The organism is Candidatus Chloroploca sp. Khr17 (assembly GCF_004138165.1).
Lineage (GTDB): Bacteria > Chloroflexota > Chloroflexia > Chloroflexales > Chloroflexaceae > Chloroploca.
The window spans coordinates 1-20936 of the sequence record NZ_RYFF01000028.1 but is presented as its reverse complement, the minus strand read 5'-3'; the positions used below and the strand labels follow the sequence as shown (position 1 = coordinate 20936).

General features: G+C 59.5%; 15 protein-coding genes. 9 read left to right on the top strand and 6 right to left on the bottom strand.

All coding sequences use genetic code 11. The annotated features are described in order from the left end of the window. Window positions 1-28: 28 nt before the first annotated feature. From EKD05_RS15940 to EKD05_RS15920, 5 genes are all read right to left on the bottom strand, one after another. Entirely contained in the window at window positions 29-2080 is a 2052-nt protein-coding gene (locus EKD05_RS15940) for a CoB--CoM heterodisulfide reductase iron-sulfur subunit A family protein (RefSeq protein WP_129674481.1), read from the bottom strand. Then, entirely contained in the window at window positions 2077-3102 is a 1026-nt protein-coding gene (locus tag EKD05_RS15935; protein ID WP_129674479.1) for a CoB--CoM heterodisulfide reductase iron-sulfur subunit B family protein, read from the bottom strand. Before EKD05_RS15935 ends, EKD05_RS15940 begins: the two co-directional genes overlap by 4 nt. Window positions 3103-3325: 223 nt before the next feature. Continuing rightward, window positions 3326-3907 carry a 4Fe-4S dicluster domain-containing protein gene (locus tag EKD05_RS15930; protein ID WP_129674477.1) on the bottom strand — a complete coding sequence of 194 codons (582 nt, stop codon included), beginning with the start codon at window positions 3905-3907 and terminating at the stop codon, window positions 3326-3328. Between the two features lie 271 nt (window positions 3908-4178). Then, window positions 4179-4658, bottom strand: coding sequence for an MOSC domain-containing protein (locus EKD05_RS15925; protein ID WP_240695816.1), 480 nt, complete (start codon window positions 4656-4658; stop codon window positions 4179-4181). 31 nt (window positions 4659-4689) lie between these two features. Further along, on the bottom strand, window positions 4690-6108 hold the full coding sequence (locus EKD05_RS15920; protein WP_129674475.1) for a S41 family peptidase: 1419 nt from the start codon (window positions 6106-6108) through the stop codon (window positions 4690-4692). A 366-nt stretch (window positions 6109-6474) separates the two neighbouring features. Here EKD05_RS15920 and pruA point away from each other — a divergent pair, with 366 nt between their 5' ends. The 5 genes from pruA to EKD05_RS15895 all read left to right on the top strand — a co-directional run bounded on the left by pruA (window position 6475) and on the right by EKD05_RS15895 (window position 14315). Continuing rightward, complete coding sequence (gene pruA, locus EKD05_RS15915; RefSeq protein ID WP_129674473.1) at window positions 6475-8040, top strand: L-glutamate gamma-semialdehyde dehydrogenase; 1566 nt, start codon at window positions 6475-6477, stop codon at window positions 8038-8040. Between the two features lie 254 nt (window positions 8041-8294). Then, entirely contained in the window at window positions 8295-10376 is a 2082-nt protein-coding gene (locus EKD05_RS15910) for a hypothetical protein (protein WP_129674471.1), read from the top strand. A 66-nt stretch (window positions 10377-10442) separates the two neighbouring features. After that, window positions 10443-11294, top strand: a complete 852-nt coding sequence (locus tag EKD05_RS15905) for a GNAT family N-acetyltransferase (RefSeq protein ID WP_129674469.1) — start codon at window positions 10443-10445, stop codon at window positions 11292-11294. Between the two features lie 230 nt (window positions 11295-11524). Further along, on the top strand, window positions 11525-13834 hold the full coding sequence (locus EKD05_RS15900; RefSeq protein ID WP_129674575.1) for a WD40 repeat domain-containing protein: 2310 nt from the start codon (window positions 11525-11527) through the stop codon (window positions 13832-13834). 7 nt (window positions 13835-13841) lie between these two features. Continuing rightward, on the top strand, window positions 13842-14315 hold the full coding sequence (locus EKD05_RS15895; RefSeq protein ID WP_129674467.1) for a PaaI family thioesterase: 474 nt from the start codon (window positions 13842-13844) through the stop codon (window positions 14313-14315). A 124-nt stretch (window positions 14316-14439) separates the two neighbouring features. Here EKD05_RS15895 and EKD05_RS15890 read toward each other — a convergent pair whose 3' ends face one another. Beyond that, the gene (locus EKD05_RS15890) at window positions 14440-15246 is read right to left on the bottom strand and encodes a class I SAM-dependent methyltransferase (RefSeq protein ID WP_165360764.1); all 807 of its coding nucleotides are present in this window, start codon (window positions 15244-15246) and stop codon (window positions 14440-14442) included. 247 nt (window positions 15247-15493) lie between these two features. Between EKD05_RS15890 and EKD05_RS15885 the strand changes: the two genes are divergently transcribed. From EKD05_RS15885 to EKD05_RS15870, 4 genes are all read left to right on the top strand, one after another. Beyond that, window positions 15494-15844, top strand: coding sequence for a helix-turn-helix transcriptional regulator (locus EKD05_RS15885; RefSeq protein ID WP_129674463.1), 351 nt, complete (start codon window positions 15494-15496; stop codon window positions 15842-15844). 311 nt (window positions 15845-16155) lie between these two features. Next, the gene (locus EKD05_RS15880; RefSeq protein ID WP_129674461.1) at window positions 16156-17481 is read left to right on the top strand and encodes a tetratricopeptide repeat protein; all 1326 of its coding nucleotides are present in this window, start codon (window positions 16156-16158) and stop codon (window positions 17479-17481) included. A 48-nt stretch (window positions 17482-17529) separates the two neighbouring features. Beyond that, on the top strand, window positions 17530-18630 hold the full coding sequence (locus tag EKD05_RS15875; RefSeq protein ID WP_129674459.1) for a hypothetical protein: 1101 nt from the start codon (window positions 17530-17532) through the stop codon (window positions 18628-18630). 81 nt (window positions 18631-18711) lie between these two features. Further along, window positions 18712-20936: lamin tail domain-containing protein (locus EKD05_RS15870; protein WP_240695815.1), on the top strand; the 2225-nt coding region annotated here is incomplete at its 3' end.

Below are 20936 nucleotides of genomic sequence, written 5' to 3'. Positions count from 1 at the left end.
GCGTGCATAGTCGTTGTCCCAGCGGCGCTCAGGCGAGCACCAGCACACCGGGTTGCATATCCCAGAGCAACCCATCGATCTGCGAGAGCACCTGCTCACGCGTGAAGTGCGCACCGGTGATGGCCGCGCTTGGGCAAGCTGCCACACACGCGCCACACCCCTGACAAAGGGCCGTGATCACCTCGGAGATCTTGATCGCTTCGTGGAAGACGATCGCGTGATAGGGGCAGACATTATTGCAAATACGGCACCCCGAACAAGCCGCCGCCTCAATGCTTGCGCGCACCGGCTCGAGTTTGATCGTGCGCCGACCAATCAGCCCGGCCACCCGCGCCGCCGCAGCGGAACCCTGGGCGACCGACTCGGGGATGGCCTTGGGTCCCTGGCAGGCCCCGGCGATCAGAATGCCCTCGGTCATGGTGACGACCGGATCGAGTTTGGCGTGGCGCTCGGTAAACCAGCCCTCGAAATCGCAGCCAAGCCCGAAGGTAGAGGCAACATTGCGCGAATCGTGGCGGGCTTCCATTCCCACCATCAAGACCACCATATCAACCGGAATGCGGCGTTGTTTACCGATCAGCGTATCCTCGGCCTGGATAATCAACTTGCCCTCTTCGCCGGGACCACGCGCCGCATCGGTCACCTCGGCCACCCGCCCACGAATAAAGTGCGTACCCTCTTCCAACACCCGATGATAGAACTCTTCGTAGTGCTTGCCGGCAGCGCGGATGTCAATATAAAAGTTATAGACCTCGGCGTCGGGCACCCGTTCATGCACCAGATGGGCAAACTTGAGCGCAGCCATGCAACACGCGCGCGAGCAATACTCGTTATAGTTCTTGTCACGCGAGCCGACGCAATGAATAATGCCCACCGACTGCGGGGCTGACACGCCATCGCGCAGCACGACCTGACCGCTGGTGGGCCCGGCGGCATTGACCATGCGCTCAAACTCCATACTCGTAAAGACATTCGCGAGGCGACCGTAGCCATACTGCGGCACGCGACGGGCATCAAACTGCTCATAGCCTGTGGCGAGAATAATATTGCCGACCTCAAGCTGCTCGAAGGTCTCCTTCTGGGTAAAATCAATCGCATTGGTTGGGCAAACAACCTGACAGGCCCGGCATTTGCCACGCTGAAAATAGATGCAATGCGTGGTATCAATCACCGGATATTTTGGAACCGCCTGGGGGAAATTGCGATCAATCGCCTTGTGATAGCCCAGGCCAACCTCGAAATGCTGATCAAGCACCCGCGAAGGGCACTTCTCGATACAAGTACCGCACCCGGTACAGAGATCCTCGATGATATAACGCGGCTTGTGGCGCACCTGCACGCTGAAATTGCCGACAAAGCCATCCACCGCCACCACCTCACTCCAGGTCATGAGGGTAATATTGGGATGGTTGGCCGCATCAACCATTTTAGGGGTAAGGATGCAGGCCGCGCAGTCGAGGGTTGGAAAGGTTTTATCGAGTTTCGCCATCTGACCACCAATCGACGAATCGCGGTCAACCAGATAGACGTGGTACCCCGAATCGGCCAGTTCAAGCGCCGCCGTTAGGCCAGCAATGCCCCCACCAACCACAAGCGTATTGGGATTAATATCCACAAAGAGCGGCTCGAGCGGCTCTTGCAGCACCGCACGCTCGATCGCCCCCTTGACCTGCGCTTTCGCCTTGCTCGTCGCCGCTTCGCGGTCATCAGTCGCCCACGAGGTCAACTCGCGGATATTTGCCATCTCAAAAAGATAGGGATTGAGCCCGGCGCGCTGACAGGCACCACGAAAGGTACGCTCGTGCATATGGGGCGAACATGCGGCCACGACAACTCGGCTGAGACCCTTCGCCTGAATATCCTGTTCGATCAACTCTTGACCGAGGCTCGAACACATAAACTTATAATCGCGGGCAACAACCACATGCTCCTGCTGCTCAGCCCAGACAGCCACATCCTCAACCGCGATCGTCCTGGCAATATTGCTGCCACAATGGCAGACATAGACGCCAACGCGTTCCTCATCAGGCGAAGCGTGCGGTGGAGATATGGGAGGGATCTGATCCTGATCATTGCTCATCGCTCTTCCTCCTCAGGCATATAAGGCATGGGCAAGCTCTGATCATTGCGTCGTTTCGCCCGCTTGCCAACCGCGCGTTCCTGCTCTACTTCGCCCGACGTACCAATTTTGGCGAGAGCAGGCCGGGAAGCGACAAACTCCTTGCCAATGCCCAACCGCTCGGGGGCAAGGCCAAAGGCGAGGCCCATCAACTGCGTAAAAAAGAGGACGGGCAGATTGAAATTGGTACCAAAGCGCCGATTGACCGCACTCTGAAAGACATCAAGATTGAGTTGACACATTGGGCAGAGGGTCACAATAACATCGGCCTGATACTCAGCGGCATTCTTGAGCAACCGACGCAGCAACTCAAGCGCAACATCCTCGCTAATCTGGGTCATATGGCCGCCACAGCAGTGCGCCTTGAGGGGAAAATCAACCACTTTCGCCCCGAGCACGCGCATCAGCTTATCGAGGGTCGTCGGATACTCGGGGTCATCAAACTGCCCCTGGAAGCCCGGCCGCACCACAAGGCAGCCATAGTAGGGCGCGACGCGCAGGCCAGTCAGCGCCCGCTGCACACGGGCGGCAATCGCGTCATAGCCAGCATCATTCACGACCACATCCAGCAAATGGCGTACGCGCAAACTGCCGGGATCATAGTGCAACCCACCCGCATCAAGGGCCGTATTGACTTTTGCGGCAAGCTCAGGCGAACTGGCGAGATACCGATCAACCTTGCTCAAATTGAGGTAACAGGCGCTACAGGGCGCCACAAGCTGGGGGGTTTCGGCAGCCTCCACCGGAATAACCGGCAGCGCAGCTTTCGGTGCAAACTGATCGGCGGCAAGGGCCAGATTACGCCCGGTCAGCGCATACGCCTGCATCTGATGCACCGAAAAGAACTCGGTCGCACCACAACAATTCCAATCATCAACTTCGGTAAACTGGAGGCCCAAGACGCCTGCCACCGCCATCGTCGAGTCGTGATACGCACCGGCATTGCGCTCCAGCGAGCAGCCCGGATAATAGCCATACTGCATAGCAGGGACTCCTTCTCCACCCTTGCTTGATCCGGAGTCGCCAGTCAAGAAGGACGAAAGATATATCGTATAATCAAGGCCGCAAAAGCGTGCAACGACGACACACGAGCATTGCGCTCATCGTGATGAAACATGACATCGGGCGAACCGGAGTGCCGACTTCAGTCGGCGAACCCGGAAGCCGACTGAAGTCGGCACTCCCTGATGCAATGCCTAAAAACCATTAAGGACTGCGCTCCAGTTCATCGGCCCGGGCAAGAATCGCCTGAAGCTGATCGATCTGACGGATCTTACGCGGCGTGAGATCGAAGCGCTTGCGGCGAAGCATACCGGCCCCGATCGGGGCAATCTTGACCGTATCGAGGGGGCGATGGCGCAAGAAATAGCGCGTGATCAAACCCAACTCAAAGCTACGGCCATACCGCTCGACATGCTCCATAAAGGTTTCCGAAAACGCCGGGGCCTGGGCCGCGCTCGACTGCCGCGAGAAGCCCTCTTTGATCGCGAGGCGCTTGAGGGTATACATCACATCGGTGATATGCACCTCTTGCGGGCAACGCTCTGTGCAGTAATAACACGAAACACAATACCAGGGCGTATTGCTACGCAGAACGGTTTCGCGCATCCCGGCGGCAATCATCGCAAAAAGGGTACGGGGCGTGTGTTCCATGTCGTTGCCCGAGGGGCACGAGCCACCACAGGTACCGCATTGCAGGCAAGCCTCAAGATGCGGATCAACCGCCGTAGCACCAACGACCTCGTGAAAAAAAACCGAGCCACGCGCAGGCTTCTTTGAAGCACTCATAGATCGCTCCTCCTTGCGAACCGCACCTGGATAGTCCAGATCTCAGGCTCGTCATAGCACCATGCTTGGGAGGACGGCTGCGGCAGTGCAGCGGTATAACGCTAGGCTTCTCTGGCCAGGAGAAGCGTGCATAAGGGTTTGGGTTGGCGATCAAACTGATCAGTAAGGGATTGGTTGCGGGGACTATAACATACTTCTGGAGATCAGTTATGGGTAAGTACCATAACTGTAAACAACTATTTCATAACCTTGCAAGAATAATTGCCGAGGGCTAACTATTGACAATGACACGATCATCAGTACGAACAATGCCCTCAGCGCGCACGCGGGCATAGAAGCGGCTCCAGCCGGGATGCAATTTCTCGGCCATGCGTTTGAACTCACCGTTGCGAAACGAGTCACTGATGGTGCTACAAGGTACCGCAAAGCCAGTCAACTCGAGCTCGACCCATTCACCGATGAGCAGATGATCACCGATCTTCAAGCGCGCCCAATCGATCCCGGCGAGGGTCAAATTTTCGCCCGTGGTACCAGGGCCAATCGGGTGGCCCTCGGCACGCAATGCTTCGATGCGTTCGAGGGCATAGAGACTGACCGCGCGTTCAACCCCGCCGTGATAGCGATGGTCGCGCTGTTTATCGCCAAGCACGCCATTGAGCATAATTTCGGCACTTGGCACGGCATATTTCGGCACCCCACCCCGTGGGTTCACATTAATTTGCACCACACGACCATACAACGACGTACTCACAGTGAGCCTCTTGACTTTTCAGGGCCAATCGTTATGGCAAAGTACTCGCAGGGCGCTGCGCAAACCCTAACTCTTCCACCGCAGCGCGGAGTTGGGGATCGTCATCCGGTGGATAACGCCACCATTCCACGTCAACGAGGCGATCAGGGATCACGCCCCGTTCTTCGATCAGCGTCCCATCCGGTAAACGATAGGCGACCTGGGCCAACAGCAAGCGCGAACCATCGTCAAAGTTGTAACCGTACAGATTTTCCGTATTGCCAGCACTCGGTTCGCCGACGACGCGCGCCCGGCCAAGCACCTGCATCCCGGCGGCAAACATCTCGGTGGCGCTCGCCGAGCCGGGGCCGATCAAGATGGCAACAGGCACATCTTCAAGCCCCGGGATCGTCTTGCCCTCTGGAATGCGCTGCTCTTCACTCGTGGTGCGGCCAGCGGTGCTCCCAATGCTGCCCCCATCATGAAAAAGCGCCACGGTATTGCGCATCAGATGCACGTACCCACCGGCATTTTCACGCACATCAATGATCAAGCCAGCCAGCGGTTGCTCGGCCAGCAACTCCTCAATTGCCACACGCACCTTGGTATCAAGTTCATCAACATAAAAACTAGGAATCGTCACCACCCCAACCGGCAGATCGGGAAGGAAGCGGCTCTGCACCTGATTGAAAGCGTCCATCGCGACGGTTTCGCGGAACACGATGACCTCGCGTGGAGCCTGGTTGCTCGTGCGGATCGTCAGCGTCACCGGCGTTCCTGGTTCACCGCGCACCGTGCCAATTGGCCCATCGGGACCAAACGCCTCGGTATTGGTAAAGGGGATGCCATTGACCGCCACGATGAGATCGTTCAACTGAATGCCAGCCCGTTCAGCAGGGCCGTCGGGGGCGGTACCGGTGATCAACCCGCCCTCATCAAGCGTACGGATCTGCGCACCAATGCCACCATAACGCAGCTCACCGCGAAACTCGGCCTGCTGAGCCGCGACCTCTTGGGGTGACTCAAAGCGTGAATGGTCGTCATCGAGCAGATCGATCAACTCGCGCATCAGCGCATAGAAGACTTCAGGCTCTTCAGCCGCAGCGACCCGCGGCGTAAACGAGCGGCGCACCTCATCCCAATCGACCCCACGATAATCTTCATAGACATAGTTATCGCGCACCAGTTCCCAGGTTCGCTCAAAGATCTGCAGACGCGACGCAGCCCCCACCGGCGCAAGCGTCGGCGTCGGCGGCAAGGGTTCAAAGGTCGGCGAAGGCAACGGGGTTTCAGTTGGCCGCAGCGTTGCCGTCGGCTCGGGCGAAGGTTGCAGCGTCGCCGTCGGCGAAGGCGGCACCGGCGAAGGTGGCACCGGCGTCGGGCTAAGCCCCGCCCAGGGCATCGGCGTACATCCGGTCAGCAACCCAAGTATGATCAAGAGTAGCATAACGCTACGCAACAAATGATTCATAGCGCTCATCATGATAGGTAACGGTTGATTACGTGTCTCTCTTAGTATGATACCATTCTTGCTTGCTGCTGTGCTGGCACTTTGAGCCAGAAGCCAGAACCTGGGAGCGCATTGGTTGACGAAATGAATCCGCTCGACCCCACCAGGGCACCCGCAAGGGGTGCCCGTACACCGGGCCCTGCCCCCGGCCTTGTAGGGGCACCCCTTGCGGGTGCCCGCCCCGTGGTTGCCGGGTGCCGCCGTTTGCGACGCTGGTTGAGCTTAACCCTTCGCGTCTTCGCGTCTTCGCGTGAGCTTAGCAGAACAACGGCCTGGCTCAATCTGGTACAATATGCGGCAACAAGCCTTACTATGAGGAGCCAGGAGATGTTACCAGAATACCAGAATGAACCCTTTGGCGATTTTTCAAGCTCAGAGCGACGAGCGATGATGCAGCGTGCGTTGCGCACCGTGGCCGGGCAGTTTGGGACAACCTACCCCTTAATTATTGGTGGCGAACGCATTCTGACCGAAGATAAGATTGCTTCGCTCAATCCTTCTGAGCCAAAAACAGTTGTGGGCTATGCAAGCAAGGCAAGCGCTGAACATGCCGTCAAGGCAATTGAAGCCGCGACGGCGGCGTTTGCCACGTGGCGCAAGGTGCCCGTTGAGGCCCGCGCCAGGGTCTTGCTGCGGGCGAGTGCCTTGATGCGTCGCCACAAAGAGGAACTGGGCGCATGGCTCGTCTATGAGGTGAGCAAAAGCTGGGGCGAGGCCGATGCGGATGTCGCTGAGGCGATTGATTTCATCGAATACTACGCTCGCCAGGCGCTCAAACTGCAAGGCACCGCGCAGCCGCTCTATCCGTGGGCGGGCGAAAACAATACGCTGAAGTATATTCCCCTTGGGGTGGGGGTGGCGATTCCCCCGTGGAATTTCGCCCTGGCAATCACCACCGGTCTGGTGGTGGCCCCGATTGTGGCCGGCAATACGATGGTGCTCAAGCCAGCCAGCGCTACCCCGATCATCGCAGCCAAACTGGTCGAAATCCTTGAAGAAGCCGGCCTGCCCCCAGGAGTCATCAACTATGTGCCCGGGTCAGGCAGCGAGATCGGCGATCTGCTCGTTGATCATCCACAGACCCGCTTCGTCAATTTCACTGGTTCCAAAGAGGTGGGCCTGCGCATCCACGAACGCGCCAGTGTGCGTCAGCCCGGCCAGATCTGGATCAAACGGACGGTGCTGGAGATGGGGGGCAAGGATGGTATCATTGTTGATGAGACCGCCGATCTCGAAGCTGCTGCTGATGCGATTGTTGGTTCGGCCTTTGGCTTTCAGGGTCAGAAGTGCAGCGCCTGCTCGCGGGCCATCATTGTCGCCGATGTCTACGATACGATGGTCTCCCGCATTGTCGAGCGTACCAAAGCCGTCAAACTCGGCAATCCGACCCAGCCCGATACCTTTATGGGGGCCGTGATTGATCGGGCTGCTTTCGATAAAATCAGTAGCTATATTGCCATCGGGCAAGAAGAGGGTCGCCTGGTCGCGGGTGGCGAAGTCGTTGACCACGAATTGCTCAAGGATGGGGGCTATTTCATCAACCCCACCGTCTTTGCCGATATCGCCCCCGATGCCCGCCTCGCTCAAGAGGAGATCTTCGGGCCGGTGCTGGCGATCATCAAGGCGCGTGATTTTGAGCACGCGATGGAGATCGCGAATAATACCGAATATGGTCTGACGGGGGCGATCTTCTCGCGTGATATCGAGCGGATCGAACGCGCCTACGACGAATTTCACGTCGGCAATCTCTATATCAACCGCAAGTGTACCGGTGCGCTCGTGGGCGTCCAACCCTTCGGCGGTTTCAATATGTCGGGTACCGACAGCAAAGCCGGTGGCCCTGACTATGTCGCCCTCTTTACTCAGGCCAAGCTAATCAGCGAGAAGTTGTAATCCCATTTCAGATTGCAGATTTTGGATTGCAGATTGCCGCGCATAAGGTTTCTGGCTTCCCCGGGAGCGCGGGCGTCCTGCCCGCGTTCCCGGGGGGCAACGCATCAGGACATTTAGTTGACAGACTAGTTAGGGGTCTACCAATCTTGCCTGAGAAGCTGTCTGAAAAGAGTGTCAGCATCGCTCGCCACCACGTGGTAGACCCTTGGAGTGCCGGCTTTAGCTGGCTAAAGTCGGCACTCCGAAGCAAACCGTTGATTTTTCAGACAGCCTCTCAGCGTGAGGGCGTCCCGCGCTCGGACGCACTCCGAGGGCGGGACGCCCTCGTTCCCAGGGTTGCCGAGATTGGCCGCTGGATCGTTGCCTGGCGGCTCTGGTTGCTGGTGATGCTCGCCATGATCGGGTTGCTCGCGATTTACCAGCGTCCCTTCCACTACGCGTTTCAGGTGGGCATTGACCAGGGCATCGGCACTGACCGCCCCTTTCTCACGGGGTTTCTCGATGCCGAGGGCGTGCCTGGGGTACAGACGTGGCGGTGGACGCGACCGTCCGCCACGGTGACGGTGCCCGGTGTAGGTGAACAACCACTCGCCATTCGTTTTACCGTTATTTCACACCAGCAACAATGGCAACCAGAAACGGGCCAGCCTGTCTTGCAATTAATAGCTGGAACATCTGCGCCTGTTGAGATACCCTTACGCCTCAATGTAAGCACCTATGCGATCTATGTTCCTTCTTCGGCCCTCGAAGATGGAACCCTTCATCTACGTCTGAAGATCAACGCATGGCAAAACCCTCAGGACAGAAGAGGTGAAATTGGTCTTGCCCTCGGCAATGCGTTTAGGCTTACCAACAATGTGCAGCCTGGCATCGTCTGGCCGGGTCGTTCACTGATGGCCGGCTCTGCGTTGACGCTCGTGCTGATTTGGGCGGCGCTCGGGTTGATGGGCTTCTCGCAACGTACCGCCACCACATTATTGAGCAGTCTCGCCATCGTGCTGCTCGGCTTGACGGCGCTGGCCCCGCCGCGTATGGGGGCAATGCATCCCTGGATGGCGCAGGCAGCGGGGATCGCCTTGCTCAGCGCAGCGGCGGCGCAGATCGTGGTACCGCCGCTGCTGCGACGCTTTGCGGTGGCCCCGCGTGCGACGATCATGCGCTGGTTGCTGTTGGTGCTGGTGCTCACGGTTGTCGCCAAATATGCCGGGCGGTTGCATCCTGCCGCGATGCCCGGCGATATTCAGTTCCACACCAATCGCTTTATCGAGGCCCTCACGGGCAATTTGACGCTGGTGATGCGCCATCGCGGTCTCGTTGCACCCTATCCGGGTGGGTGGTACCTGCTGATTGCGCCCCTCTCCCTGACTGGCCTCCCATTCTACACCTTGCTTTGGGGCACGGCAGCCCTGGCCGAAGTTGCAACGATCCTGATCTTCTTTGTGCTGCTGACACGCCTGACTGGCAGTACCTACGGTGGCCTCATCGGTGCGGTGATTTATGGCATCAGCCCGATCCCGATGCAGAATATCTGGTGGTCATTTCAGGCCCAAATCGGTGCCCAGATGCTCAGCATTCTCGTGATGGCCCTGCTGGTGCTGACCTGGCCTGGTTATGCGCAATGGGGGCAAGGCCCGCATAACAAAACCCGACTCCCCGGGCTTGGGTGGCTTCCTATCTTATTAACCCTTGTTTTTCTTGGTCATATTGGATCGTTTATCAATGTCAGTGCTGTAGTCGTTGCCGCTGTACCTCTGCTCTGGCTGCAAGCCCGTTCGGGGGAAGAACGGGCCGCAGCACGGCACTTGCTCTGGGCGTGGGTCATTGCCCTCAGCTTTGTGCTGATCTTTTTCTACAGCCGCTACAGCGATCTGATCCTCGGCCATGCCGCGAGCTTCACCGAGGGCGGCATGGCCAACGTGACTGACCGCGAGCCACTCGCACGCCAGGCCTGGCTTGGTTCATTGTGGCAAGACGGGATGCTCACGCTCAACGGCTTTTTCCTAGTGCCGCTTGGTCTTGCCGGAGCGCTCATCCTCACGCTCAACCCCTACCGGCGGCGAGGCAGTTTGCTCATCCTGATCTGGCTGACCTTTGGCCTCGGTCTCTCACAGGCTGTACTGCCGCTCATCACGCTCTCAACGATTACGACCCGCTGGGTCACCTTTGTCGGCTGGGCGCTGACCGTTGGCGCAACCATTGCGGTCATCCAGTACCGTCGGCGGGGCTGGGCAGGGCAATTGATGACGGGCACGGCCCTCGCCTATCTTGCCTGGCGCACGCTCGAAGTGTGGATGTTGGCGATGGCGTTCAATCGCCCCCCGCTTGAACCGTTTTAGAAAAATCAGTGCGTGCTACAATATGCGCAGCAGCACGCTGTACTGTCGAAAAGAAGGATCATCTCTATGCGTGATACACACTATCGCATCAGGACTATGACGCGTGATGAGCTTGATCTTGCGATTGAGTGGGCCGCGCAAGAGGGATGGAATCCTGGTTGGTATGATGCCCACTGCTATTATGCCGCCGATCCCACGGGCTTTCTCGTGGGCTTGCTTGGGGATACGCCGGTTGCTACGCTCTCCGTCGTCAGATACGGTGCCTCGTTCGGCTTTCTCGGTTTCTATCTTGTCCACCCTCAACACCGTGGCAAGGGGTATGGCCTTCAGCTCTGGAAGGCCGGGTTGAACTACCTTGAAGGCCGAAACATCGGCTTGGATGGCGTGGTCGCGCAGCAGGAAAACTACCAGAAGTCAGGCTTCACGCTTGCCTACCGAAACCTACGCTTTGCAGGACGTGGGGGAGGGGCGGCGTCAGGAAGTGCAGCGATCGTCCCGTTGTCGTCGCTTCCTTTTGCCGTGGTCAGCGCCTACAGCAAGGCCTTTTTTCCGGCTGATCGTTCCGGTTTTCTGAAGGAGTGGATCAATCAACCGCACTCGTATGCCTACGGCATCTTGGATGACCATCGCCTTGCTGGGTATGGCGTGCTGCGCTCGTGTCGCACGGGGTATAAGATCGGCCCATTGTTTGCCAATAATTCAGCGCTTGCCGAGGTATTATTTCTTGAACTGAAAGCGAAGGTTGATCCAGCGGAGCCGATCTTTCTTGATGTTCCAGAAATCAATGCCAACGCCGTTGCGTTGGCGGCACGCGCCCACATGACCGTTGCCTTTGAGACGGCACGCATGTACAACCATCAAGTTCCTGACATCAATGCAGCGCAGACGTATGGCATCACCTCATTTGAGGTTGGGTGAGGCGATCGCTCGCCCTGCCGCATTGCGCGCAAACGCCCGCAAGCCAATGAAAGCCGCAGCAGCGATGAGCAGGGCGTGGCGGTTGAGGAATGCGCATGGGCTGCTTCACCCCTACGGGTACGTCCACGGGTGTGTAGACCAGAGCAGGATGGAGGGACGTAGGTGCCACGCGCAGATCTTTTCGATTCTATCTACCACTGATGATGCGCTGAGGTGGTAGAATAGGGAGCATGACACCTTCTCAGGCAACTGACGTTGAGGCAAACCTGCTCTTCATCGCCGTACCCGAGGATCTCCCTGTCGTACAGGGGGTGATCAGTCGCCTGCAGATCGATGGTTTCGCCATCACGCTGGTGACTCAACTGCCTGATCTCGGTGCTTCACCACGCCTCTGGCGTGAGACGCTGGCCCAGGCAAGAGCCGTGGTCTTGTGCCTCTCGCGACGCAGCATGCCCAATGACCAACCACCCTCACTTGTGACCAGTCTGACCGAGTTGCTCAACCTGACCCCCGCCCCTGACCGCTTCATTGTAACCCTTAAGTTAACCAGTTGTACGCTTCCGGCAAGTCTCAGGGCGACGCCTACGCTCGATCTCTTCAGCGCACGCAGCTACGAGCGCTTCCGTGAGATGCTCCACAACCACCTTGCAGCCACCACCACCCCACCCCCTGTCACGGCACCAGAAACGCCGGCTGTGCCCTCACATCCGGCCCTTGTCCCCGAAGGTAGCTTTGCACTCGATGAACTTGAGGAACATGGCTTGCTCCGACGGCTTGGGCGCGGTGTGCCACGTGCGGTCTTCCTGATCGATCAAGCACACGCCCTCGTCATTTCAGGTGGTGGCCCAGTTTTGCTCGCGCTCGGCGATGGAACCCCACGCTGGGCAATTGATCATCCGACCCATTGTGCAAGCCTCAGCCCAAACGGCCAGTTGCTGGCCCTCGCTGCCGGAACCAGAATTATGCTCTGGGAACTCGCAAACGGGCAGTTGCACAGCATCTGCAGTGGTCATACCGGGATGATCCAGAGTCTGGCTTTTGCCCCTGATGAACGGCTGATTGCTTCAGGGGGTCGCGATCGTCGGGTGCGGCTCTGGCGGCTCAGCGCAGGCCAACCGGTGGTGCTCGCAACCTTGCCCGAGCATAGCGATACCGTGACCGCCCTGGCGTTCAACGCCGATGGCACGTTGCTGGCAACCGGCAGCGCCGATCAGAGTGTCCGCATCTGGCGCACCTTTGACCGCGTGCTGATCCAAACGCTGACCGGGCACGGTGGCACGGTTGAAGCACTGGCCTTTAGCCCCGATAAGACCCTGCTTGCCGCAGGTTCGCGTGGCCGCCGCGTCCGCCTCTGGGAAACAGCAACCTGGAAGCTCCGCGTGACCCTCGAAGGCCACGAGGGGGCCGTTGAGACGCTCGCCTTCGCGCCAACCGGCGAGATGCTCGCCACCGGGGCGACCGATGGAACCTTGCGCCTCTGGCAGACGGCCACCGGGGCGTTGCTCAGGATCGTTGGTCAGCATCAAAACCCCCTGACCAGCACGACTTTTAGCCCCGATGGAAGCCTGATCGCGAGCCTCGGCGAAGATAATCGCTTGCATGTCTGGCAGACGGCAAGCAGCACGCATGTCACCAGCCTGCGCCCCTTGAGTGGCCGCGTCACCAGCCTGACGTTGAACGCCGAAGGCACGCTGCTTGCCCTCGGGAGCAGTGAAGGGGCTGTGACGATCCACGAGTTGACCGCCGAAGGCGGCACGCGCATTCGTCAGCAGGATCATGTCGGGCCGATCATCAGTGCCGCCTTTTACGAACCGGATCATCTCATTACCGCTGCGAGTGATCGCACGATTCGTGCTTGTACCACCACGACGGGAGCCTCGCGCATTTTGTGGCAGACGCACGGCAGCAATCGCGTTGCGTGCCTTGCGTCCAACGGGCGCCTTCTTGCCTGCACCGACGGTACCGGCACGGTACAACTCTGGCGCATCACACCCGGCGAAACGGCAGCGGGAGGTCAGTTCTGGCGCGTCTTGCGTGGTCTCCAAGGGCGGCCACGCCTGATCCGCTTCGATGCTCAAAGTCAGGCCATTCTTGTTGCCACTGACGAAAGCGCCATCCAGATCTGGCACCTCAACGATCTTGAAGCAGAACAAGAACGGGGCAGCCAACATCTCCCCTGCCAGAGCGACGACATTCGCAGCCTGGGCACCAGTCTCGATGGACGCCTGCTCGCCATCGGCAGCAGCGAAGGCACGATCCAGCTCTGGCATCGGCAGGAACACCGCACCCTCGGGATGCTCGAAGGGATCGAAAGCGCCGTGACCAGTCTGACCTTTGCCGGAGGAGATCACACCCTGGTGGCAGGCGATGCCGAGGGGCGCCTCCACTTCTGGCGCATCACCCAGCGCAACTGGCGGCCCCGACGCACGAATCTTGTTCATGCCCATGCAGGCGCAATCGAGCACCTGCTTTATAATGCAACCCAGCAACATCTTATCAGCGGGTCACGCGATGGCACCGTACGCATCTGGAAAGCATAAACCTGAGATGAACAAACCAGCCTTTCAAGACTACTATCCCGATGAATTGAGCCACTGTTATGGCTGTGGCCGCCTCAACGAAGATGGGCTCCAGCTCAAGAGCCACTGGGACGGCGACGAGTCGGTGGCTTTTTTTACGCCGCGACCTGAACACACCGCCATCCCCGGGTACGTCTATGGCGGCTTGCTCGCCTCATTGATCGACTGTCACGGCACCGGCACGGCAGCCGCAGCCGGCTACCAAGTCGCAGGGCGACCAATGGGCAGTGAACCGCCCCTCCGTTATGTCACCGCCTCACTGCACGTTGACTACCTCCGGCCAACGCCACTCGGCAACCCCCTCGAAATCCGCGGACGCGTCAAAGAGGTCAAAGGGCGCAAAGTGATCATCGAAGCCTGGATCATCGCCGACAACGCCATCTGCGTACGCGGCGAAGTCGTCGCGGTTCAGTTGCCACCAACAATGCGTTTCGGCAGCTAAATAATCTGTCAACGACGTTTCTTGCTCTGCTGCCAAAGGGAGTGCCGGCTTCAGCCGACTAAAGCCGGCACTCCAGCATGCCAGGAAACGTACGTTCTTTGCGCCTTTGCGTCTTTGCGTCAAATCAAATGAAAGGCTTGCGCGCCATAATCAACCCGAAATGCCCACGCAGTGAAACGACCCGGCCATCCTCCACCGTCAGGGCAAACGGTTCGCGCAAACGAGCCGGGGCCGCAAGCAACCAGTGCTCAAGTGCCTCGCGCTCGGCAACAGGCATGCCAATCCGTGCCGTCCACTCGGCAAACTGATATGGTTCACGGGGGTCATCTTCTTGATGCACCACCTCAAGCCCCGCCGTGGCACAAAATGAGTGCCAGGCACGATACGAATAGGCCCGGACATGGCTGGGATCACGCCAGCGCTCGAAGCGATCCATAAAAGCATCGAGTTCAGGATCTTCCAGACCAATATGATCAGAAATGAGCAACCGCCCCCCAGCGCGTAACGCCTGCGCCGCCCCGGTCACAAAAGCCTGCACATCAGCAAAATGATGGGCAGCCACACGGCAACAGACCAGATCGAGCGACGCAGGCGCACACGGCAAACGCTCAGCCTCACAACGCACGTAACTCACCCGGTCAAAGCCCTGTGCCACCAGGTGATCACGCGCCGCATGCAGCATTGCCAAGGTCAAATCAGACGCAATCACGTGACGCACAAACGGCGCAAGCGCAAGCGCCATATGCCCCCCACCGGTCGCCACATCAAGAACGACTTCGTCACCCGTCAAGGCGGCCAGTGCAACCAGACGCGCCAGATCACCCCCCAGCGCGTGCGTGCGACTGGTCACATACGCTTGGGCAACGGGGGCAAATTGAGCCTGCACCAGTGCCTTGAGATCCTCGTGTTGCGCACCCCTCTCGTCAAGCATAGAACACATCCTTCCAAAGATCCCATTCGCACGGGCTTGATCCTATCCGGTCTCGTGTTACAATATAAAGAGACAAGAGTAACTGTAACACGCTTTGTAAACCTGTACTTTGCTGCGCAACAGGCATTTTCCTGGTGCTGGCAAGAAGCTCGCCTCTTGCCAGCACCAGAAACCAGGTTTAGGGAAGCAACCCCCAGCACCAGCCCGGAAGCGAGAAGAAAGAAGCCTACCTGAGAAGAAAAGCCGTATGAACGACGAATACCAGTATCCACCAGCAAAATCCAAGCGCACATCACGGCAAGAGTGGGGGCCCCAACGCATTCGTGCCCTGCGTGAGCACATGGGCATGACGCAACAACAAATGGCTGATGAATTGGAAGTGCGCCAACAAACGATCAGCGAATGGGAAACGGGCATTCACAAACCGCATCGCTCAACGCAAAAGACCCTCTCCCTCGTTGCTGAACGCGCAGGCTTTGTCTATGGTGAACACCCTGTGTTCACCGAAACGAGCGTGGCCCCCGCACAAGAAGCCGATCCTTCGACAACCACGTCAGGCCCATCAACCGCCGAGGGCTTTGCCCCTCAAGACCAGTAAGGACGCTGTACCTGCTCCTTTGACATCCGAACGTAGTTGCACCTTCCCGAGCGGGGATCGCACCCGACCCTCTCCCGGTGACAAGGGTTCAGCTTCTTTGCAACCTTCTGGCCCACAAGTGGCGCTAGCAGGCAGAAAACTCTTTGCACTTTTGCGCAGGGTATGTGGCAGCTAGACCGTGATAGCGCCATCCTACGCAGAAAAACTGTTGACCCTCATTACGACGTGTGCTAGAATAGGCACCGAGTAACAGAGACGATCTGTTTGTTCTATCGTTCCTGCCCACAGTGGCACAAGAGGAAGGATTGTTCATGGCGGAGCCGGAAAGCATTTTGCAGCTGGGCATCGAAGCCGCACGCGAGGGCAAAAAAGATGAAGCCCGTCAACTCTTTCGCTTGCTCACCCGCCAAGAGCCTGAGAACGCCCAGGGGTGGCTCTGGCTTGCTGGTGTCGCTGAGAATCGTGAAGAACGCCAGAATGCGCTTGAACGTGTTCTGACCCTCGATCCTCAGAATGAAATGGCGATCAAGGGCCTCAATGCCCTGGGTGTCCGTCCCAGTACGACCATGCGCGCAGGCATTCACGAAGTACCGCCGCCCCCACCAACGCCGCCAGCACCGACTGAGGCGATCACTGATGATGCGTTCGATGACGATCCCTTCGCTGAACTCGATAACCTCGCCGATGCCATCAGTGCCGATACGTCTGGTCCAGTGCGTCGGGCTGAAGGCGTGCCTCATCATACCGACCCGCAGGACGAGAAGCTTGCCGCTGATCGCGCCGCCATGCTCGCTGCGACATCACAGCGCCGTCGCGATGAAGACGAATCTGCAAGGAGTCGCCGTTCGGCGGTTTATAGCGATGAGTATGAAGAACCGCGTCGCGGCTTTAGTCCGCTGCTCGCGCTGTTGCTCTTCCTCGTCGGGCTTGGCCTTGTCGGGCTGTTGCTCGCGTTCCTCTTCTCTGATTTCTTCGGCGGTACGCAGGTCGCTGAGCCAAATGCGACCCAGCAGGCTATTGTTGCCGCAACCGCAACGGCCCTCGCCGAAAATCCAATTATTGGGGGGGAGCCAACGACCGACCCCGGCCAACCCGGTACCGACCCCGGCCAACCCGGTACCGACCCCGGCCAACCCGGTACCGACCCCGGCCAACCATCCGAGCCAGAGCAACCAGTTGAGCCGCCGCCACCTCCGGCTGATGTCTCGGGTGCCAACCCGATCATTCTACCTGCCAATACGCCTTTGTCGAGTGAAGGCTGGCTCTATGATTTCAATCAACCAACCTTTGCAGCATCGGTGATTGGTGATATTCGCCAGTTTAGCCCGCAAAATGGCCGCTTTGTGGTCATCCTCGCCTATGCGGTGAATAGTACCGGTGTCAGTCAATCCATTCCAGCCGAGTTCTTTGTCATCAAAGATGCTCAGGGCCGCGTGTGGGAAGCCCGCCCCGACGTCTCTGAAGCCTATGTGGTGCCTGGCGTCAATGCCGACCTGGCCCATACGCAGGCGATGCCCCCCGATGGGCTGACACGCAGCGTGGCGATCGTGTTTGATGTCGCGCTTGATGCAACCGACCTGGTCTTCTTTGCCCGCAGTAATCCGAGCCAGGGTTGGCTTGTCTTGCGCAGTGTGTAACGTCGCTCATGGGAGGGCCTAGCCCTCCCTTAGTTCTCCTGTTTACCTGTGACAACACCTCCAGATCAGCCATCGCCATCCTCCGAGCTTGATCAACTGCTTCAGATTGCCCAGCAGGCCAGCAGCAAAGGGAGGCTTCAGGCTGCTCAGCGTGTCTTGCAGGCGCTGTCTCAGGAGTACCCCGATGAGCCACGGGTCTGGTTGCTGCTCGCTGAATTAACCGGTCCTCCACCAGACCCGACGCCTTCCCCGGCGGAAGATGTTTTGCCTCAGGCAGGTCACGCTGATGAGCCGCCGTCGCCGCACCACGAGCCAGTAGCCGCACCTGTTGCTCCTCCACCCGAACAACTGGCGACCCAGGCTCAGCCTGACGACCAGCGCACCGCGTTTCCGTTACTCAACGTGCTGGCAATGCTCGTGATTGTGCTGTTACTTGGCGCAATCGGTGTAATCATCGGACGCAATGTGATGCAAACAAACCCGTTTGCCCAGCAATCCTCAGCACCAGCGACAGCCAATCCAGTCAACCCATCAGTCGAGATACCTAACCCCACGGCAGCATCGCCCAGCCCAACTAGTCTCCCGCCAACGCTTCAGGCAACGGCGACGGCACGCACGACCGCAACCCCAGTGCCCACGCTCACCCCCGTCGAGCCGACGGCTACGGCGATCCCTGTGGCGTCAGCCGAACCAAGCCCAACGACGATCACCGAATTGCCGCTGGGGAGCATTCTCGACCACGATGGCTGGAGCGCAACCCTCCTGCGGCCAGACTATGCCGTGGTGCTCGACGGCAGTCTGGGGGATCTCGCCCCTAATGGCCGCTTTGTGCTCGCAGTGGTTGCCGTCAGCAATAACAGCGCTGAAACGCGCATTCTTCCCCCAACCTTCTTTGCCTTGCGGGATGATCAAGGGCGCACCTATAGCCCAGTGCCCCAAGCCTCGACCATCTATCTCACCCTGTATCAACGCGGGCAGCACGGCGATCTCGCCCTCGAAGAACCACTCGAACCGTCGAGCGGCATGCGCAGCATGCCCATTCTCTTTGATGTCCCCTTTGATGCCAGTGGCCTGCGCCTCACCACACCTTCCAGCGGTGGTGCAGGATGGCCCATCGGCGAAAGCCAGGCGCTCCCCGCCGGACCATAACGGATCCACCCGCAACCCGCGTTACTTTTTGCCCACCTGGACGGTACATGGTCAAGTACCAGTATCTTCCGGGAGGCTCCCGTGCGCAGATTCCATCAAACCCTATCAGTTCTGCTGATCGCGCTTATCATTGGCAACAGCCTGGCCTTCAATATGACCGCACAGGCGCAGACCGAAGTCATCCTGATCAACGAATTTATGCCCGCCCCGCTTGGCTCAGGCGAATGGGCTGAATTACTGAATAGCGGGGAGGTTACCGTTGATCTGAGTGGCTGGCGGATCGATGACGATTTACCTACCAACAGCATCAAAGTGCTGATCCCAACTGGCACCGTCCTGGAACCTGGCGAGCGCTATGTCATCGAATGGAGCGCCAGTATGCTCAATAACAGCGGTGACACGATCCAGCTTATTGCCCCGGGCGAAAGCATTATTGACAGCTACACCTATAGCAACAGTCGTGCCAGCGAGAGCTACGCACGCTGGCCTGATAGTGGTGACACCTGGATCATTGGGCCACCGACCCGCGGCGAGCCAAACGGTGAAGTAGCCTCAACCGAGACCCCCACTCCGACCGAGACCCCGACCGAAACGCCAACCGAGACCCCGACCCCGACCGAGACGCCAACCAACACGCCAACCAATACCAGCACGGCCACGGCCACGCCCACCAGTACGAGCACGCCCGTACCCACCAAGACCCCGACCCCAACCGAAACGCATACCAGCACGCCCATACCCACCAACACGGCCACCAAGACACCAACTGCCGCACCAAGCAGCACCCCAACCGCCACCGCCACGCATACCAGCACCCCAATCGCCACCGCCACGCATACCAGTACGCCAAGTGCGACTGCCATGCATACCAGCACCCCAACCGCCACGAGCTCCACCTCGCCGACCAGCACGCCGCTGCCCACCAGCACGGCCACTAGTACCGCCACCAACACCAGCACCCCGACGGCAACGCCCACCAGCACACCCACGGCAACCGTCACCAACACCAGCACGCCCGTACCCACCAGCACGGCCACCAAGACGCCCACCGCCACCGCCACGCCGACCAGTGCGTCGACCGTCACCGCCACCAACACCAGCACGCCGTTGCCCACCAGCACGGCCACTAGTACCGCCACCAACACCAGCACGCCGTTGCCCACCAGCACGGCCACTAGTACCGCCACCAACACCAGCACGCCCGTACCCACCAGCACGGCCACCAAGACGCCCACCGCCACCGCCACGCCCACCGCCACGCCCACCACCACACCGACCGCCACCGCCACCAACACCAGCACGCCCACCAAGACGCCAACCACCACGCCAAGCAGCACCCCAACGCCAGCCCTCAGCATAGGGGACATCCGGCTCAACGAACTCGCCCCTAGTGACGACCCGGAATGGATCGAACTCTGGAATACCACCCCCTCCACCCAGACCCTCGCTGGCTGGACCCTCGTGCGTAGTTCGGCGACCCAGACGATCACCCGGCTCTTGCCGGATCTCCTCCTCGCACCGCATCAGTTCGTCGTGCTCACCCTCAGCCGTAGCACGCTCCCCAATGCCGGGGCCACCCTCAGCCTGCGTGATGCCAACGGCACCGTCATGGACGTCCCCGTCACCTATCCCGCCCTCACCGGCAGCAGCGTCTATGCCCGCCTGGATGCCACCACCTGGACCACCCTCGCCCCACCGTCCCCCGGCGAAGCGAATCGCCTCCCCGTGCCCACCAGCACCCCGACGGCCACGCCGACCAGCACCCCAACCGCTACTGCTACGCCGACCAGCACGCCCGTACCCACTAACACGGCTACCAAAACGCCAACTGCCACGCCAAGCAGCATGCCAAGCAACACACCCATCACCGCCGCCACGCAGACCAGCACGCCAAGCGCCACCGCCACGGATACCAGTACCAGTACGCCGACCGTTACGCCCACCAGCATTCCAACCGCCAGACCAAGCAGCATCCCAACCACCGCCGCCACACCCACGCCCACCAGCACCGCCACGCCCGTACCCACCAATACGGCCACCACGACACCAACTGCCGCGCCAAACAGCACCCCAACCGCGACCGCCACGCATACCAGTACGCCAACTGCCACCGCCACGCATACCAGCACCCCAACTGCCACCGCCACGAGCACCACCGCGCCGACCAGCACGGCTATCAGTACCGCCACCGCCAGCACGCCCACCCCAACGCCAGCCCTCAGGCTGGGCGACATCCGGCTCAACGAACTCGCCCCTAGTGACGACCCGGAATGGATCGAACTCTGGAATACCACCCCCTCCACCCA

Excerpts from the sequence above, each read along its gene's own strand:
- EKD05_RS15940 (WP_129674481.1), bottom strand. The coding sequence starts at position 2,080 with ATGAGCAATGATCAGGATCAGATCCCTCCCATATCTCCACCGCACGCT.
- EKD05_RS15935 (WP_129674479.1), bottom strand. The coding sequence starts at position 3,102 with ATGCAGTATGGCTATTATCCGGGCTGCTCGCTGGAGCGCAATGCCGGT.
- EKD05_RS15930 (WP_129674477.1), bottom strand. The coding sequence starts at position 3,907 with ATGAGTGCTTCAAAGAAGCCTGCGCGTGGCTCGGTTTTTTTTCACGAG.
- EKD05_RS15920 (WP_129674475.1), bottom strand. The coding sequence starts at position 6,108 with ATGAATCATTTGTTGCGTAGCGTTATGCTACTCTTGATCATACTTGGG.
- pruA (WP_129674473.1), top strand. The coding sequence starts at position 6,475 with ATGTTACCAGAATACCAGAATGAACCCTTTGGCGATTTTTCAAGCTCA.
- EKD05_RS15905 (WP_129674469.1), top strand. The coding sequence starts at position 10,443 with ATGCGTGATACACACTATCGCATCAGGACTATGACGCGTGATGAGCTT.
- EKD05_RS15900 (WP_129674575.1), top strand. The coding sequence starts at position 11,525 with ATGACACCTTCTCAGGCAACTGACGTTGAGGCAAACCTGCTCTTCATC.
- EKD05_RS15895 (WP_129674467.1), top strand. The coding sequence starts at position 13,842 with ATGAACAAACCAGCCTTTCAAGACTACTATCCCGATGAATTGAGCCAC.
- EKD05_RS15890 (WP_165360764.1), bottom strand. The coding sequence starts at position 15,246 with ATGCTTGACGAGAGGGGTGCGCAACACGAGGATCTCAAGGCACTGGTG.
- EKD05_RS15885 (WP_129674463.1), top strand. The coding sequence starts at position 15,494 with ATGAACGACGAATACCAGTATCCACCAGCAAAATCCAAGCGCACATCA.
- EKD05_RS15880 (WP_129674461.1), top strand. The coding sequence starts at position 16,156 with ATGGCGGAGCCGGAAAGCATTTTGCAGCTGGGCATCGAAGCCGCACGC.